Origin of the sequence: Halohasta salina (genome assembly GCF_024178165.1) — an archaeon.
Classification (GTDB): domain Archaea; phylum Halobacteriota; class Halobacteria; order Halobacteriales; family Haloferacaceae; genus Halohasta; species Halohasta salina.
Genome location: NZ_JAMZIE010000001.1, coordinates 46,380 through 62,618 on the forward strand (window position 1 = coordinate 46,380; position 16,239 = coordinate 62,618).

General features: G+C 61.4%; 13 protein-coding genes and 1 pseudogene. 9 read left to right on the forward strand and 5 right to left on the reverse strand.

The window, feature by feature from the left end:
* Nucleotides 1-141 precede the first annotated feature (141 nt).
* Genes NKJ34_RS00240 through NKJ34_RS00250 form a run of 3 tightly spaced genes read right to left on the reverse strand, consistent with a single transcriptional unit; the run spans nucleotide 142 to nucleotide 1,159 of the window.
* Complete coding sequence (locus NKJ34_RS00240; protein ID WP_253736254.1) at nucleotides 142-495, reverse strand: DUF6684 family protein; 354 nt, start codon at nucleotides 493-495, stop codon at nucleotides 142-144.
* 40 nt (nucleotides 496-535) lie between these two features.
* Nucleotides 536-913 (reverse strand): DUF7541 family protein, encoded by a 378-nt coding sequence (locus NKJ34_RS00245; RefSeq protein WP_253736255.1) that lies wholly within the window; start codon nucleotides 911-913, stop codon nucleotides 536-538.
* A 42-nt stretch (nucleotides 914-955) separates the two neighbouring features.
* Nucleotides 956-1,159, reverse strand: coding sequence for a VNG_1110C family protein (locus NKJ34_RS00250; RefSeq protein WP_253736256.1), 204 nt, complete (start codon nucleotides 1,157-1,159; stop codon nucleotides 956-958).
* A gap of 124 nt (nucleotides 1,160-1,283) precedes the next feature.
* Between NKJ34_RS00250 and NKJ34_RS00255 the strand changes: the two genes are divergently transcribed.
* The 5 genes from NKJ34_RS00255 to NKJ34_RS00275 all read left to right on the forward strand — a co-directional run bounded on the left by NKJ34_RS00255 (nucleotide 1,284) and on the right by NKJ34_RS00275 (nucleotide 5,642).
* On the forward strand, nucleotides 1,284-2,393 hold the full coding sequence (locus NKJ34_RS00255; RefSeq protein WP_253736257.1) for an OBG GTPase family GTP-binding protein: 1,110 nt from the start codon (nucleotides 1,284-1,286) through the stop codon (nucleotides 2,391-2,393).
* Between the two features lie 90 nt (nucleotides 2,394-2,483).
* Nucleotides 2,484-3,002, forward strand: coding sequence for a hypothetical protein (locus NKJ34_RS00260; RefSeq protein WP_253736258.1), 519 nt, complete (start codon nucleotides 2,484-2,486; stop codon nucleotides 3,000-3,002).
* 70 nt (nucleotides 3,003-3,072) lie between these two features.
* Nucleotides 3,073-3,546: a TIGR04206 family protein gene (locus NKJ34_RS00265; RefSeq protein WP_253736259.1), complete on the forward strand. Its 474-nt coding sequence runs from the start codon at nucleotides 3,073-3,075 to the stop codon at nucleotides 3,544-3,546.
* 136 nt (nucleotides 3,547-3,682) lie between these two features.
* The gene (locus tag NKJ34_RS00270) at nucleotides 3,683-4,477 is read left to right on the forward strand and encodes a VOC family protein (protein ID WP_253736260.1); all 795 of its coding nucleotides are present in this window, start codon (nucleotides 3,683-3,685) and stop codon (nucleotides 4,475-4,477) included.
* Between the two features lie 70 nt (nucleotides 4,478-4,547).
* Entirely contained in the window at nucleotides 4,548-5,642 is a 1,095-nt protein-coding gene (locus NKJ34_RS00275) for a tubulin/FtsZ family protein (protein WP_253736261.1), read from the forward strand.
* Here the strand turns inward: NKJ34_RS00275 and NKJ34_RS00280 are convergent.
* Nucleotides 5,639-8,143, reverse strand: coding sequence for an efflux RND transporter permease subunit (locus tag NKJ34_RS00280; protein WP_253736262.1), 2,505 nt, complete (start codon nucleotides 8,141-8,143; stop codon nucleotides 5,639-5,641). The two genes, NKJ34_RS00275 and NKJ34_RS00280, sit on opposite strands and share 4 nt — an antisense overlap.
* A 3-nt stretch (nucleotides 8,144-8,146) precedes the next feature.
* Nucleotides 8,147-9,391, reverse strand: a complete 1,245-nt coding sequence (locus NKJ34_RS00285; protein ID WP_253736263.1) for a COG1361 S-layer family protein — start codon at nucleotides 9,389-9,391, stop codon at nucleotides 8,147-8,149.
* Nucleotides 9,392-9,902: 511 nt separating this feature from the next.
* Here NKJ34_RS00285 and NKJ34_RS15935 point away from each other — a divergent pair.
* The 4 genes and pseudogenes from NKJ34_RS15935 to NKJ34_RS00300 form a co-directional block, all read left to right on the forward strand.
* A pseudogene (locus NKJ34_RS15935) lies at nucleotides 9,903-10,007 on the forward strand (surface glycoprotein); the annotation flags it as partial.
* A gap of 108 nt (nucleotides 10,008-10,115) precedes the next feature.
* The gene (locus NKJ34_RS15855) at nucleotides 10,116-12,479 is read left to right on the forward strand and encodes a BGTF surface domain-containing protein (protein WP_253736264.1); all 2,364 of its coding nucleotides are present in this window, start codon (nucleotides 10,116-10,118) and stop codon (nucleotides 12,477-12,479) included.
* A 137-nt stretch (nucleotides 12,480-12,616) separates the two neighbouring features.
* Nucleotides 12,617-13,267 (forward strand): hypothetical protein, encoded by a 651-nt coding sequence (locus NKJ34_RS00295; protein ID WP_253736265.1) that lies wholly within the window; start codon nucleotides 12,617-12,619, stop codon nucleotides 13,265-13,267.
* A 619-nt stretch (nucleotides 13,268-13,886) separates the two neighbouring features.
* Nucleotides 13,887-16,235, forward strand: coding sequence for a BGTF surface domain-containing protein (locus tag NKJ34_RS00300; protein WP_253736266.1), 2,349 nt, complete (start codon nucleotides 13,887-13,889; stop codon nucleotides 16,233-16,235).
* Nucleotides 16,236-16,239: the final 4 nt, after the last annotated feature.

The following is a 16,239-nucleotide window of genomic DNA, read 5'->3' on the forward strand; positions in this document are numbered from 1 at the left end:
GCTAATATCCATACCCTCAATACAGGATCGGAGGGTAATGAAAGGTTCGGGTCTGTCGGGCGCGACTCCGGCGTCTTCAGCGCGCTACGGGCCGGTCGACGCCGGCCCGGTTGCTATCTTCGTCACCGGATGGGCGGCGCGTTACTCGCTGGTCGACTCGGTGTCGTCGACCTCGGCGTCGGTGGCCGCCGAAGTGTCTGCGGCGTCGTCGTGTCCGTGAATCGGTTCGGCCCCTTCGAGGCCGGCCTGTCCCTGCGCGTAGACGGTCGCCCGTTTCTCGTCGCCGGCGATCGCCTTCGCCGAGAGGTAGGTCAACACCGCCAGTGCGAGGAACATGACCACCATGATCGCAAACATCAGACCGGAGGCCATCGGCTCGAAGCCCCACGGTGCGAAGACCGCGAACGCGCCGATGAAAAAGAGGATGATCCCCAGTGGAATGAAGTTGACCACCAGATCGAGGATCGTCTCTCTGTCGAAGATCTTGGCTTCCATACGCCAACGTGGGAGAGGCCGCCCAAATAGGTTTCTGCTTTCAGGCGGGGAACTGACTCTTCGGGACGAACAGGCGACCGGCTCCCGCCCCCATCGCCAGGATGAGCCCGCTGGCCAAGATCGCGTACGCACGCAGTGTCATGTCGACACCGACCTGTGGGTTGATGTAGAGGACGCCGCCGCCGGCCAGAAACAGCAGCCCGGCGCTGACCGCCAGCCCGGACCACGGCATCCGGATGTAGCCGGCCTCCTGCAGCATGCCGACGACACAGCCACAGAACAACAACAGTCCCCCGACCGCAACCGGGAAGATATCGAACAGCAGGCCGAGCTCGGAGATTGGCACGCCGAGGGCGATAAACAGCGGCCACGGGCTGGCCTTCCGGTACTGGTCGCTGAGCCCCGGTGTCTCTTCCATACGGCCACAACGTGCCCCGGGGTAAGAAACGCTTCGGAAAGATCAGGGGAGGCTGACGCCGTGACGGCTGAGAAAGCCGCTGACGGCCTTGATCTCGACGGGGCTCCCGATGATGCGACACCGCGCCGACTGACCCTCGACGATCGTCACCGTGAACTCGGCTTCGATCTCCTCTCGAAGCCCCTCCAAGCGCTCGGCCGGCACCTCGATCTGGGTGCTGTCTCGGAGGCGTGATGGGTCCGACATGTCGTTGCTGACAGGTCGCCCAGATGCTGTATAACCGTGTCGAATCGATCCTCGGCTTCCGACTCCGGAGACCGAACCCACCGAATGGACAGGCTTTTCGACGGCGACGGCCCAGTGGCCGGTAATGGGATTGGAGGAGGAGATCGAATCGATCCGCGAGGAAATCGCCGAGACGCCGTACAACAAGTCGACCGAGGCCCACATCGGCCGACTCAAGGCGAAACTCGCGGAGAAAAAAGAGAAACTCGAAAACCAGTCCTCCGCGGGCGGCGGCGGTGGCTACGCCGTCGAGAAACACGGCGACGCCACCGTGGCACTCGTTGGGTTCCCGAGTGTCGGCAAGTCGACGCTGATCAACGCCTTGACCAACGCCGACAGCGAGACCGGCTCCTACGAGTTCACCACCCTCGATGTGAACCCCGGCATGCTCCAGTACCGCGGGGCAAACATCCAGATCCTCGATGTCCCCGGCCTCATCGAGGGCGCAGCCGACGGCCGTGGTGGCGGCCAAGAGGTGTTGTCGGTCGTCCGGACGGCCGATCTCGCGGTGTTCATGCTGTCGGTCTTCGAGATCGACCAGTACGAGCGGCTCGCCCAAGAGCTATACAACAACAAAATCAGGCTGGATACCGAGCCGCCGAGTATCCACATCCGCAAGCGACACAAAAACGGGATTCAGGTCAACAAAAGTGACAGCGTGAGCCTCGACGAGCAGACGATCAAGGACGTGCTTCGGGAGAACGGCTACGTCAACGCCGAGGTAACCGTCCGCGGTGACCCCTCGATCGACGAACTCATCGACGGGATGATGGACAACCGGATCTACATCCCCTCGATGGTGGCGGTCAACAAGACCGATCTGATCGATGAGAGCTACATTCCGACTGTCAAGGAGAACCTCCGGAGCCACGATATCGATCCCGACGAGTGCACGTTCATCAGTGCTGAGAAAGAAAAAGGACTCGAAGCCCTCAAAGAGCGGATATACGAGACACTCGGCTTAGTGCGTATTTATATGGACAAGCCGGGCCGGGGCGTCGACTACGAGGAGCCGCTAATGCTCCGGGAGGGAGCGACCATCGAGGACGCCCTCCACAAACTCGGCGGGGAGTTCGAAGACCGGTTCCGCTTCGCTCGCGTCAGCGGCCCGAGTGCGAAACACGACGATCAGCAGGTCGGTAAAGACCACGAACTGGCCGACGAGGACGTGTTGCGGATCATCACGAGCCGGTAATCGAATCGTTGGTAGTCCGTATCTCGTCGACTTGGCGTTTTTGACAGTATCCAATAGTTATAAATTGATTTTAGTCTAATTAGTTGGTATATGGTACGTCGTCGACAGTTGCTGGCCGGAATCACGGCAGTCGGTGGAGCCGTCGTGGTCGCCGGCTGTAGTGGCAGCAGCGAGCCCATGGAGGAATCGGAACCACAGGCAAACGAGTCGGAAACCGAACCGGAGGCCGAGTCCGCGGAGACGGACACCGAGGTGTTACCGGAGATCAGCGTCGACGAGATCACGCTCACCTACGGGTTTTCGACTGGGGTCCGTGCCCGCATCCAACTCACGAACGAGGCCGAGGAGGAAACCAAAAGCGTCTACACCGGGATCGAGGCCTTCGATGGCGATGAGTCCCTCGGTGACGACTCGACGTGGACCGATATCGCCGCCGGCTTTTCCAAGCAGGCCGATATTACTATCGAGTCGATCGGCTCGCTTTCGGAGTACGACATCGAGGACGTCTCCGAGTTCGTCATCAGCGGCCGGCTTCAGGGCGGCGAGGACGGCGAAATCGAGTCGCTGACCGGCGACGAACTCCGCGAACGCGTCGACACCGACGGGTAGCTACCGGGCGTTTGCAGCCGTCAACACCGCACCGTCGTTTATATACTGCTGTCCCACGTAGCAGGGTGTAATGTCGACATCGACCGGCAGTTCTTCGTCGGCCGCGCTGGCCGCAGTCGTGGCGCTCTGTCTGCTCCCGTGGGTTGCGGTCCCGAACGGGACGGGCGACGTGACGTTCGTCATGTCGTGGGGGCTCGTCAACACGAACCCGTGGCACGCCCTCAGTCTCGCCGAGTATTTCGATGCGACACGTGGGTTCGGAACGCTGCCGTGGTCGCTTCAGGTGTGGCCGATCGGTCTCGGATTTCATCTGGGTGCCGTGACGAGCGCGGCCAGCGGCGTCCTCGTCGACCGCGAGGATCCACGGGTGACGGTCGGCTTGTTGGTGTTGTCGGCCGTCGGATCGGCGATGGTTTGGCAGGGGTTGGTCGGACGCGGTAGTTCGGGCACGATTCCGGTGGGTCTGGTAGCGACCGGTGCCATCGTCTGGTGGTTCTACTGGCCCGCGCTTCGCCGGTTCGGTGGCCGTCGACCGGCCGAGTAGGCCCGTGTTTCGTCCGATCGACACCGAGTACACCCTGATTACCCGGGTCCACGTCCCGGTCGGACCACTTGGCGGATGAACATTTGTGAGGATTGTTCGGTATTCTTTTCGACCCGGCGTCCAATGTGTACGGTGTATGACTGGCATCCTGGATCACGTAATGCTGCGCGTCGACGACCTCGAAACCTCGGTCGACTGGTATCAGACCCACCTCGACTACGAGGAAAAAGAGCGTCACGAGGGCGAGGAGTTCACCATCGTCTATCTCGGGCCCGAAGAGATGCACGAGGACGGCGCAATGCTCGAACTCACCTCGAACCACGGTGAGACGCCCGAGGAAGTCGGCGACGCCTGGGGCCACATCGCGGTCCGGGTTCCCGAGGGCGAACTGGAGGACTACTACCAGCAGCTCATGGACGAAGGGGTCGACGACTACCGGGACCCCGAATCCTGCGGCGGTCGGTATGCGTTCGTCAAGGACCCCGACGGCCACGAAGTCGAGATCGTCCAGAAGGAGTACGGCGCACTCTGGTCGCTGGACCACACGATGATTCGCGTCGAGGACGCCGATGAGGCGCTGGGCTTCTGGACCCGGAAGTTCGAGTACACCGAACCCCGGAGCCGCTGGGAGGCCAGCTCCTTTGCGAACTTCTTCATGGCCCCCGAGGATATGCCGCAGGAGGCGATGAAACTCGAACTCACCTACAACTACGACGGCCGCTCCTACACGATGGGCGACGCGTGGGGCCACCTCGCCGTTCGGGTCGACGATCTCCAAGAGGACTGGGACCAGCTCATGCTCCGCGACGCCGACGACTACCGGAGTCCCGAGGAGTGCGACGATCTGTACGCCTTCACCAAAGATCCCGACGGCCACGAGATCGAACTGATCGAACGGGACCCCGAGGCCGACTCGCTGTTCCCGTTCTGATCGGCCAGCCGGCTGTCGTCGACGGTCCGCACAGCACACACTTTTTGTGATATCGCTTCGAGGAGCCGCTATGCAACTGGTAGTCTGCGGTCTCGGCGGCGCGGGGAGTCGGGTCGCCGACGCGCTCGTGGCGGCCGATCGGCAGGACGCACGCTCCTGTGTCGACGGCAGCGTCGCCCTCGACACCGACAAGCGGTCGCTGGCCGGCCTCGAATCGATCCCGACCGACTCCCGGCACCTCTATGGGGCCCTCGATGCCTCCGGCCGCGGGTTCGCCGGCAACCGCCAGCGGGCGGCGGCGGCCGCCGACGAGGAGTCGACCGAACTGTTTCGCGCGGTCGACGATCAGGTCAGCTCCCGTGCGGACGCCATCCTGCTGTGTGTCGGGCTGGCCGGCGCCAGCGGGTCGACGCTCTTGCCGACACTCGCCGCCGAACTCCGGGCGGTCTACGAGCTACCGATCTACGGGCTGGGTGTGTTACCCGACGAGGGAGCCGACAACCAGCAGCGCCTCGAAGCCAACGCCGGGGTGGCCATCGAGGCGGTCACCGACGCGACCGAGGCGTTGTTGGTGTTCGACAACGCGCTGTGGACGAAGCCGGGCGACGAGATGGACGACCCCGACGTCCGGGGGCGGCTCAACGAGGCGATAGCGACCCGTGTGACCGCACTGTTTACCGCCGGCGAGGCCGACGTCGACGGCCGGGTCGCCGAGAGCGTCGTCGACGCCTCCGAACTCATCAACACCCTCGAGGCCGGGGGGATCGCAACACTGGGCTATGCCACCCAAGAGGTCGAGCGGCCGACCGAATCGCGGTTCGGGCTGGGGCTGTTCGAGCGCGAGGTCGATCTCGACGAGACGACGGCGATCAAAGCGATCGAAACCACCGTCCGGCGGGCAGTTAATGGGAAACTAACCGTCGACGTCGACCGGGGATCGGTCCGGCGTGGGCTGTTGGTGACCGGCGGGCCGCCGGAGTGGCTCAACCGCCGAGCGATCTCGGATGCCCGGTCGTGGCTGGCCCAGGAAACGGGGAGCGTCGAGATCCGTGGCGGCGACCTGCCGACACCCGACGTCGACGAGATCGTCGCCATCGTGCTGTTGGCCGGCGTCGGCGACTGCCAGCGCGTGACAGAACTACGGGCCGCGGCCGACCGCGACTAGCGCTCGGCGGGGTCGGCGGCGGCCGACTGCGGTTCGAGTCGCTCCCGGAGCCAGCCGCGGAGCGAGCCGCCCTGATCGTATCGGGCCCAGACGTAGGCTGTCGACGGAAAGACGACGATAGCGGCCACGAAGGAGTAGAAGACGCTGACCGCCATCAGCAGCCCGAACTGGCCGAGGATCGGCGAGATCGCGAGGACGAGCGCCCCCGTCCCGATCGAGGTGGTCAGCATGCTGCCGGTGAGCGCGCCGCCCGTCCCCTGGAGGGTAACCTTCAGGCTCTCGTCGGTGCTCTTGCCGGCAGTGTACTCGTCGATAAACCGGTGGGTCATATGCACCGAGTAGGCGACGCCGACGCCGACGGTGATCGAGAGGATCGTCGCCGTCACCGCGTTCAGCGAGAGTCCGAGCACCCGCATCGTCGCCAACAGGACGGCGACGGTCACGAGGATCGGGAAGACGTTGACGACGCCGAGGAGGGGTTTGCGATCCAAGAGCCAGTAGACGCCGACGAGGAAAACCCCAGTGAGTCCGATGGCGATAAACAGGCTCTGGAAGGCCGACTGGAAGATGAGATCGGTAACCGCCTGGAAGACGACGATCGTCCCCGTGGGGGTGGCGTCGTACCGGAAGTCTTCGGCGTAGTCGCGGGAGTCGGCGGTGATCTCACCCTGTGAGGCGTCGGATTCGACGGCGAACTCGACGCGGATCGCTCGGCGGTCGTCGGTGAGATACTCGTCGGCGCGGTCGGCCGCCGGCGAGGCTTCGAGGGCGTCGTAGATCCGATCGAGGTTGCGGTCGGGGACGCCGTTGCCGTCGCGGTCATTGCGGTCGACGAGGGCGGCGAACTCGGGGTCGCGGTCGGCGTAGTTGTCGATGACGGTGATGATGCTCGTCGTCTCCGCCCGGCCGTCGGTAGTGAGGTAGGTGTCGGGCGGATCCCGAGTCGTCCGATGGACCGCTTCGAGGGTGTCGGCCTGACTGAACGGTCCCTGTATGTACATCGTAATCTGGTCGTCCTCGCCGGCGTCGAAGTTGTCCTCGATGAAGTTGATGCTGCCGGCGGCGGTGTACTCGCTCGGTGCGAACGGCTCGGGCAGCCCTTCGATGTACTCCGGCAGTTCCTCGGGCGGCAGGAAGTCCTCCTGTTCGAAGCTCCGGTCGACGCCCTGCCCGTAGGCGGCGGCCCCACCCGAGATCACGAGAAACAGGAGGATGAAGGCGACGGGCGCGCGCTTCGAGACAGTCGCAGTCGCCGGCAGCAGGCGGCCGAGGATCGACTCCTCGGTCGCCAACGGCGACGAGCCGAAACTCGGGACGCCGAACCGCTCGCGGTTGCGGTCGGCGATGATCTTCGCCGCCGGGAGGAAGAAGCTGAACACGAGGAACGTGAAGACGATGCCGACGCTGGCGACGATCGCGAAGTTCCGTGTCGGCTCGAAGTTGCTCGTCAAGTTTGCGCCGAAACCGAAGACCGTGGTGACGGTAACGATCGCGAAGGCGACCGCCAGCTGGCTGTTGGTGACGGTCATCGACTCTCTGACGTCGACCCCACGGGAGCGTTCCTCCCGATAGCGGTTGACGATGTGGATGCCGAAGTCGATGCCGACCGCCAACAGCAGGATCGGCACCGAGATCATGTTCTGGTCGAAGGGGATGCCCGCATAGCCGATGAAGCCGAACGTCCACAGCAGCGTCATCAGGAGGGCCACGAGGCCAAGGACGAGGTCGATCGGGTCGCGGTAGGCGACGACCAGAAACAGCAGGATCAACCCGAGGACCGCGGGCATGACGATCCCCAGCGAATCGCCGATGACGTTTTGCGTCTCGCTGTTGGTGATACCGAGGCCGAAGACGCGAATATTCCCATCGCTGCGCTCGGCGATCTCCTTGACGCCGCCTTGGACCGCCTGGAGGTTGTCGTCCTGTGGCGGGAACGAGTGAGTCAGTACCGTCAGCGACGCCCCCGCGGTGGCCGACTGGCGGTTGAAATCAGTGCCGACAAGCGCCTGAAATCCCGGTCGGTCGGCGCTCGCACGGACGGCGTTCCTGAGTTCGGTGTCGCTGGCCTGCCGGATCGCGCGCTTTTGGGCCGCGTAGCTGTCGGCGGTGGGATCGAGTTGTTGGGCGACGATCGTCGCCGGACCGGTGGCGTCGGTCAGCCGGAGTTCGGCGCGCTCGTCGGTTCGTTCGACGACCGCCAGCGAGTCCAGTAATGCCTGCCTACTCAGGACGTTGTCGCCCTCTTGGAGCAACTGGGTCGACTCGTCGCCCCCGTCGAAGGAGGCACCGAACTCCTCGTTGACCGCATCGAGAGCCTCCTGGGCGGCGATGTCCTCGGAGAAGGCATCCGACTGGTCCTCGACGGTTTCGATCATCCCGAGGCCGCCGGTCGACAGCGCAGTCAGTAAGAGGAAGACGGCGACGACCGCCAGCGGGCGGCCGAGGATGACGCTGTTGACCGCGTTGAGCGACGGTTCGAGATCGAGGCCGGCGTCGCTCATCGATCAGTTCAGGCCGCCGATGTCGCCGCCGTTGCGCCGCCACAGCAGCGCGCCGATCCCGGCGACCGCGACGAGCCCGATTAGCAGGGTACCGATCGGGAGGCCGCCGTCGTCCTCGGCTTCGGTGACGCCAATCGCCATCCGGTAGCTATCCGAGAGCTTGCTGTCGCCATCGCTGTCGGTGTACCGGAAGTCCATCGAGACGGGGTAGTTCTTCGGTGTCGACCCCGCGTCGGCGCTGAGGTCTACGGTGACGGTCGTCGTCTCGCCCGGCTCCAAGGATTCGGTGAACGTCTCGTCGTTGCTGCTGTCGAGCGGATCGTCGGCGAACAGCTTGCCCTCGACGTCGGTGACCGGCTCGTCGAGTTGGTTGGTCACTTCGATGTCGAGCGCCCGGCTGCCGCCGGCTTCGACCGAGGCGTCGACCGGCTCGATATCGAAGGCGTCCCGCTTTGCGGCGACCTCGGCGAGGAACTCGGGGTCGTCGTCGGACTGCCGGATTCCGTTTTCGTCACGGAACGACACAGGGAGATCGAAGCGCCGTGGCACCGCCTCGGCCTCGCTGGTCACCTCGACGGGGATCGAGAAGTTCACCGTTTCGCCGGCGGGAACGTCGCCGACGGCGACGCTGCTTTCGAGGGCGACGACGGTCTCGCTCTCGGGAGCAAACCGGACCTCGGCGTTTGTGGCATCCTCGCCGCCGACGTTTTCGAGTTGGCCCGTCACTTTGCCTTCTTCGCCCACGCGAAGGGTGGAGTCGACTTCAGTGACTTCGAAGCGGGCGTCGTTGCTGATTTGGATTTCAATTTCTCTCGTAATAGAACGCGTCTGGGTCGTCTGTGAGGGTCGTAGTCCCGGTTGATCTTCGGCTTTACTTGTATAGGTGTAGTCGATGTCGACCTCCATCTCGTAGGTCCCCGGTTTCGCATTGTCCGGGACTTCGATCATGAAGTCGATGTTTCTGGGCTCGTTCTCCGAGAGTTCGCCGATCGACTGCGTGCCTGTTTTAATTCTGATCGGAGCGTCTTCAGCATGTAGTTCGGTAACCACGCTTCGAGCAGTTGTCACGTACCGTCGGTCGGCCTCGTTGCCCCGAATGAACTCGCCGTCGTTATCAAATTGGAGTGTAAATGCCGTTTCGGTACCCGGTGTGACCTCGTTGTCGGGTGTGTAGACGTTGATATCTGGCGAGCCTTGGGCATCTATCGTACCGGCTTGGGCAGAGACAACGCTTCCCGTGACGAGCATCAGAAGCACGATACCGACGACACCTATCAATAAATATGATTTTTTAGACATGAATTACCACGGCAGGTCCCAGTCCGAACGGCCGGCAACCGGTGAGGGACTTACGCGATCGTGAGACACTCCTAATACCAAATAGTTTGATCCATCTACATCTATGTAACGACCAGTCGGTGCGGACATACGTCCGTGTAATCAGCCATTAATAAAGGCTATTATGAAATTCGGGTACTGTTTAGTGTTGTTTATTGTAAGGTTGCGGAAGGTGTCTGAAAGCCATGGAGTAATCGATTTCTGAATCGGCTACATTCTAACCGTGGTTACCATTGTGGCGCGACATAATAAACACAAAGTACTTATATTGTACTGATATCTGTTCGGGTACCCCTACCCAAAACAGCACAACGGAACTCGTCTATTATCAGAAATAATCCGTGCTGGTATAGACACGCCGGGCACGCCGTGCCGGACGTCGACGGGTACGATGTGTTGTCTGAAAGAAAGTACAACCAATATGAAGCAAACCAACTTACAGTACCGACAGAAGGGACGTGCCGTGTTCCTTGCCGCGATTATGCTGGTTTCGGTTGTCAGTATGTCCGTGGCGTTCGCGGGCTCGGCAACCGCAGTCACACCGGTAGAAGTATCGGAACTACCCGATCCTGTTTATCCCGGTCAGGAATTCAACACGAGTGTAGACAATACTCTCGGTGGTGACTGGAACGACGTGGGCGATAGCGCGTATCTCGTCGAAGTCCAGCGGGATGCTGGAAACATCGACGGTCAACGCCTCGTCAGCACCCTGAATCCTGAGACAAATGATGGGACCAACACGTTCTACGAGGTCGACACCGACAGTCTCGAACCCGGCACCGAGTACGGTATCTCGAACACCACGAGTTATCAGAGCGGCACGACGCTGATCACACAGACGTTCTCGGTGATCAGCGAAGGTTTCGGTGTCGCGTTCGATGACGATTCGGTCGACGAGACCGACAGCGAGAGCACCGTCGAACTCGATTCCGACCGACAGACGACCAGCTACAACGTGACAGTCAGCGTCGACGGTCCCGATGATTTCGACGCCGATATGATCGAAGAGCTGTTCAACGCGACGAACGGGACCGGAGCGACCGTCACCGATTCCGACTACCTTCCGCTCGACCACCTCGGCTACGATCGCGACGAGGGTGATGGTATCAACGAGCTTCGTGACGATGGCTACGTCACGCTCGATTTGAGTTACCTGGAAGCGAACAACGGGACGATCTCCGGAGAGGATGTGACGATGGACTTCGAGGCACTTGCCGATGGGGAGGGCCTCCCCGACGGTGGTGAATACGAGTTCGAATTCATCGTTACCGATACGGGAGCGACTGCAACCGATACGATTTCGATCGCGGAATCGGACGAGGGTGCAGGCTTCAGTTCCGGAACGTACCAGGCCGCCGCTGGTGACATCACGACCTTCGAGTTCGAACTCGAAGACACGGACGAGACGTGGATCCAGATCGGCGACGCGGATTCTGATTTCGTCGACGTGCTCTACATCGAAGCCGACGACGAAGCCGAACCGATCGAAGTAAAAGTCAATACGCGTCTCCTCGGCACGTCGACGAGCCTCGACGGTGAAGCGGTTTACGACGTCGAGAACGCCGACATTGTCGAGAGTGCCTACCACGACGCCAACGGTGGGACGATGACGAACACTCCCAATGGCGTGACGCTCTTCGAGGATGATGGCAGCAACACGAACAACAGCCTCGACAGCTACGTCAACGACCTCGGAATCGCCGATACGGCCACCGAACAGCTAACCCGGCCGCTACAGGCAACGACGTACGAACTCCAGATCGCGGGTACGGATGTCGACAACGCACTGTTCGATGCGGACCTCGGTGCTGGCGAAGCGAACGATCAACTCGATAGCGCCGTGATCGAACTAGAAAACCCTGAGATCGGTGATATCACCATCCATGCCGCACCCGGTGAGAACGCGGACGACGAGACGGAGATCGCCGACCTCGTCGAAGCTGCAACGCCACGCGACGAGATCGCCCTCGATGACCGACTCATCGTTCAGGTGGAAGCGACCGGTCTGTACGGCGCGCTCGTCGCTGGTGCGGAAAACGAGAACGCTGCGGATCCCAACTGGGACCGACTCGAAGACGGTGTCTCGACGCAGGTGCTGTACAACCTGATCGAGACGACCAACGAATCGATCGACTTCGAGATCAGCGCCGAGGAAACGACCGGCAATCAGGACCCACTGGAGGTCGACCTCGAAAGCGGTGACACCGACTCCTATATTGTGATCGACAACGACGGCGGACAGTTCTTCGTCGTCGTCGACACGAGTTCCGACACTGCCTTCGCCAACGGCGATGCGCCGGACGACGACCTCGGATTCACCGCCCTGCTCGAATACGATGCCGACAACGACGACGACCGCTACGAGTTCGACAGCGATAGCGATCCGGATCCATTCTCGGCTGCCGATGACGCGGTGAACTACCCCTACCTGCTTCAGGGGGACGTTCTCAGCAACAGCGTCGAGTTCGATCTTGCACCCGCTGCGATCAGCTTCGACAACCTGAACGCCGACGACGTGCTCGAAATCGAGAACGTAGAGGACGCGGACATATCCGGGACGACGAACGTCGCGCCGGGTTCCGATGCGACACTCCGTGTCTCATCGACTGATGCGTCCAACTCGTTCCGAATCGGTCAAGACGTGACGATCGACGACGACGGCTCGCTCACCGCTGAATTCGACTTCAGCGAACAGTCGGTCGGTGACGCCTTCGACACCACCTACCGTGTCGGTGGCTCGACTATCGACACCGTCGACTCGGTGCTCGTCGAGGCGGGAACACTCGGTGGCGACCTCCCCGACGAGGGTGACGACACCGAAGACGATCCCGAGGACGAGCCGACCGACGACACACCCGAAGACGATGTCGACGAAGAGGAAACGGACGACGGCTCGACTGACGAGGAAACTGACGACGAAACGCCCGGATTCGGCGTGATCGTCGCCCTCATCGCCGTTCTCGCGGCTGCACTGCTGGCTGTTCGACGAAACGAGTAGTCGCGCGCATCGGCCTCAATTCTTTTTTAATCACTCTGTTACTGCCGAGAGCTGACGTCGTCCGGTAGCGGTAGCAGCGTCATGACGGAATCATTATCAGATAGTACCACTATACATTCACAAAGGGCTACTATTCGATGACCGCCGTTTTCGACGCACTCCGAACTGGGCCGCAGACGGAGATCGACATCGCACTGCTGGACCCCGACGAGCGGATGGTGGTCAGACGGATCCGGATCGATGGCTCCGTTGGGTCGACCCCAAACGTCCCTGTGGGCCGATTTACCGGGGTCTTCTATGTCGTCGGTGATGAGCGTCGCGCCGCCGAGCGGTTCGTCGAGGAGAACCGAGATGCCCTTTCGGATCTGGACTTTTCGAGCCGGAACCCGATCTCGACGAGCGTCGACCGCGATCTCTACGACTGGATCCTCCATGCCCTCGGTGAGCGGGAACTCGAAGTCCACGAGACGGTTGTCATCGAGCGCCGGGACGACGTGATCTGGTGTCTCGGCCGCCGGACGTTCGAAGAGACGCCCATGCGACGCTACTCCGTCGGCGGGAGCGGATCGGCGAAGATCGAGGACGTCGACCTCGCTGAACTCTACGACTCGTTTGACGGCCCTCTCACGGAGTCGACCCTCGCCGCCGAGCCGTCGGTGTCGGGGGACACGCGGGTCGTGTTGGATGCCTTTCGCCAGTCGCCGGCCTTCGACTGCCGACCGACGACCGTCGACGGCGAGTTGGCCATCGAACCGGTCGACGCGGGGTCGGACCGAAGCGGTACTTAATATGGACCATTCACTGCTTCGATTGTGGAATAGATTCACATGCGGTACGCGTCTCTCGGCAATGCTAAATCACCGACACAGTTCCTCATTACCGCATCTACCGCCGAATAGATACTCGAACCCACGACAGCCTATTGCTTCATCGCTCCGACTGGTAAACACAAAGTATATACCAGATTGCCCGTGTGTTTCAGACACCCCTACCCAAGACAGCACGGTAGAGTACGTCCGGTGTCGCGGCGATTCGTGATGGCACGGATCGTGTGCGATTGACGCGGGGTAGTGAAGCCGTGGACGGAAATAGGGTGTTGTCGTTGCAGTGCAGTTGCGAACCAACAACTCATACATGACACGAAACAACGACACATCGTATCGCCAAAAGGGACGCGCAGTGTTCCTGGCCGCGATCATGCTGGTCTCAGTTGTCGCCATGTCCGCAGCGTTCGCGGGCTCGGCAGCTGCGACATCGCCGAATAGCATCGACTCTATGTCGGACGAGGATCCGGCATATGCAGGACAGGAATTCAACACGAGTATCGACAATACGTCCGACTGGCAGGACTCAAATGGGGATGCAGATAACGCATTCCTTGTTGAAGTCCAGCGTGATGCAGGTTCCTTGGACGGTCAGACTGTCGTCAGTACGCTCAATCCAGAGGCAGCAGATGCCGTCGGTGGTAACATCTACTACGAGGTCGACACCGCTGACCTCGAATCTGGTACTGAGTACGGGATCTCGAACGAGTCGAGTTTCAAAGGCGTTAACCAAACCAACATCACCCAAACGTTCTCGGTCATCAACGAAGGCTTCGGTGCCGAGTTCGATGACGACGAGGTCGACGAGACCGACAACGAGAGCGTCGTGGAACTCTCCTCGGACCGACAGAATACGGATTACAACGTGACTGTCAGCGTCGACGGTCCTGACACCTTCGACGCCGACATGATCGAAGACCTGTTCCAAGCATCGAACGGCTCGGTTGGGACGGTCACTGACTCCGATAACCTCCCGCTCGACGGACTCGGGTACGATCGTGATGACGGTGACAACATCAACGACATCCGAGGCGACGATTACGTCACGCTCAACCTGTCGGCTCAGGCTGAAAACGGTACGCTCTCGGGTGACGACCTCGAGATGAACTTCACGAACCTCGACACCGGAGCCGGTCTGCCGGACTCTGGCGAGTACGAGTTCGAATTCTACGTGGCCGACACGGGTGCAACCGCGACGGACACGATCTCCATCAGCGAGTCCGACGAGGACGCCTCGTTCACTGAGGGAACGGTCCAGACGGCCGCCGGTGACATTGCAACCTTCGAGTTCGAACTCGAAGACACCGACAGTACGTGGGTCCAGATCGGTGACGAGGATACGGACTTCGTCGACGTGCTCTACGTCGAAGCCGACGACGAAAACGAACCGGTCTCGATCTCGGTCAACACCCGTCTGCTCGGTACGGACACCAGCCTCGACGGTGACGGCGAGGTCTACGACACCGAGAACGTCGACGTTCTCGAAAGCGGATTCCACGACTCGCCGAACGGTTACTCCAACGCACCGAGCGACGCGACCCTGTTCGGTGACGACGACGCAAACACCAGCCAGTACCGATACTACGTCCAGGGCGACCTCGGACTCGTCGATCGGAGCAGTGGTGAAAACTACACTGACCAGCTGGTGCGACCGATGCAGCCGACCGACTACGAGATCCAGCTCGCTGGCACGGACGTCGACAGCGACGAACCGGTCTTCGACGCTGACACCGGTGGCGAGGCCACCGACCAGCTCGGCAGCGCTGTGCTCGAACTCCAGCAGCCGGAGATCGGCGACATCACGGTCCACACCGCACCCGAAGACAACGCTGATGCCGAAACTGAAATCGAAGAACTCGTCAACGCTGCAACCGTGCGTGACGAGGTCGCGATCAACGACCGCCTCGTCGTTCAGGTCGAGGCAAGCGGGCTCTACGGCGCGCTCGTTGCCGGACCGAACCAGAAAGGTGCTAACTACAACATCGACTACGACCGACTCGAAGACGGTGTCGATACGAATGTGATGCAGAACATCGTCGACAACACCGACGAATCGGTCACCTTCGAAGTCGTTGCAGAATCGACGACCGGCAACCAGGATCCGCTCGAAGTCAACCTGGGAGCCTCCGACAGTGACACCTACATGGTGCTCGACGAGGAGAACGAACAGTTCTTCCTCATCGCTGACACGAGCGCAGATAATGCGTTCAAGAACGGCGACGCACCCGATGACGACACCAGCTTCACCGCAACGCTCGAATACGATGCTGACAATGACGACGATCGATTCGAGTTCCAGAACACAGCTGGTGGCTACGCGTTCAACGCAACCAGCAACGCGGTGAACTACCCGTACCTGCTCGACGGTGACGTCATCAGCAACAGTGCTGAACTCGACCTCCAGCCGCGTGCGATCACCCTCGACAACGTGAACGCCGACGACCAGCTCCAAGCTGAAAACGTCGAGGCTTCCGAGATCACCGGTACGACGAACGTTGCACCCGGCTCGGATGCGGTGCTCCGCGTCTCCTCGACCGACGCTTCGACTTCGTTCCGTAACGGACAGAACGTCAACATCAGCGAAGACGGTACGGTCTCGGCCGAGTTCGACTTCAGCGATCAGGAAGTCGGCGACCTGTTCGACACGACCTACCGCGTTGGTGGCTCGTCCGTTGACACCGTCGAATCCGTGATCGTCGAAGAGGGCTCGCTCGGTGACGCTCCTGAGGAAGACACTGAGGAAGACACCGAGGAAGAGGAAGACACCGAAGAAGACACTGAAGAAGACACTGAAGAGGACACCGAGGAAGACACCGAGGAAGACTCCACCGAGGAAGACTCCACGGATGACGAGACGCCCGGCTTCGGCGCACTCGTCGCCCTCGTTGCCCTCATCGGTGCAGCACTCCTCGCCGCGCGCCGTCAGAACTGATCTG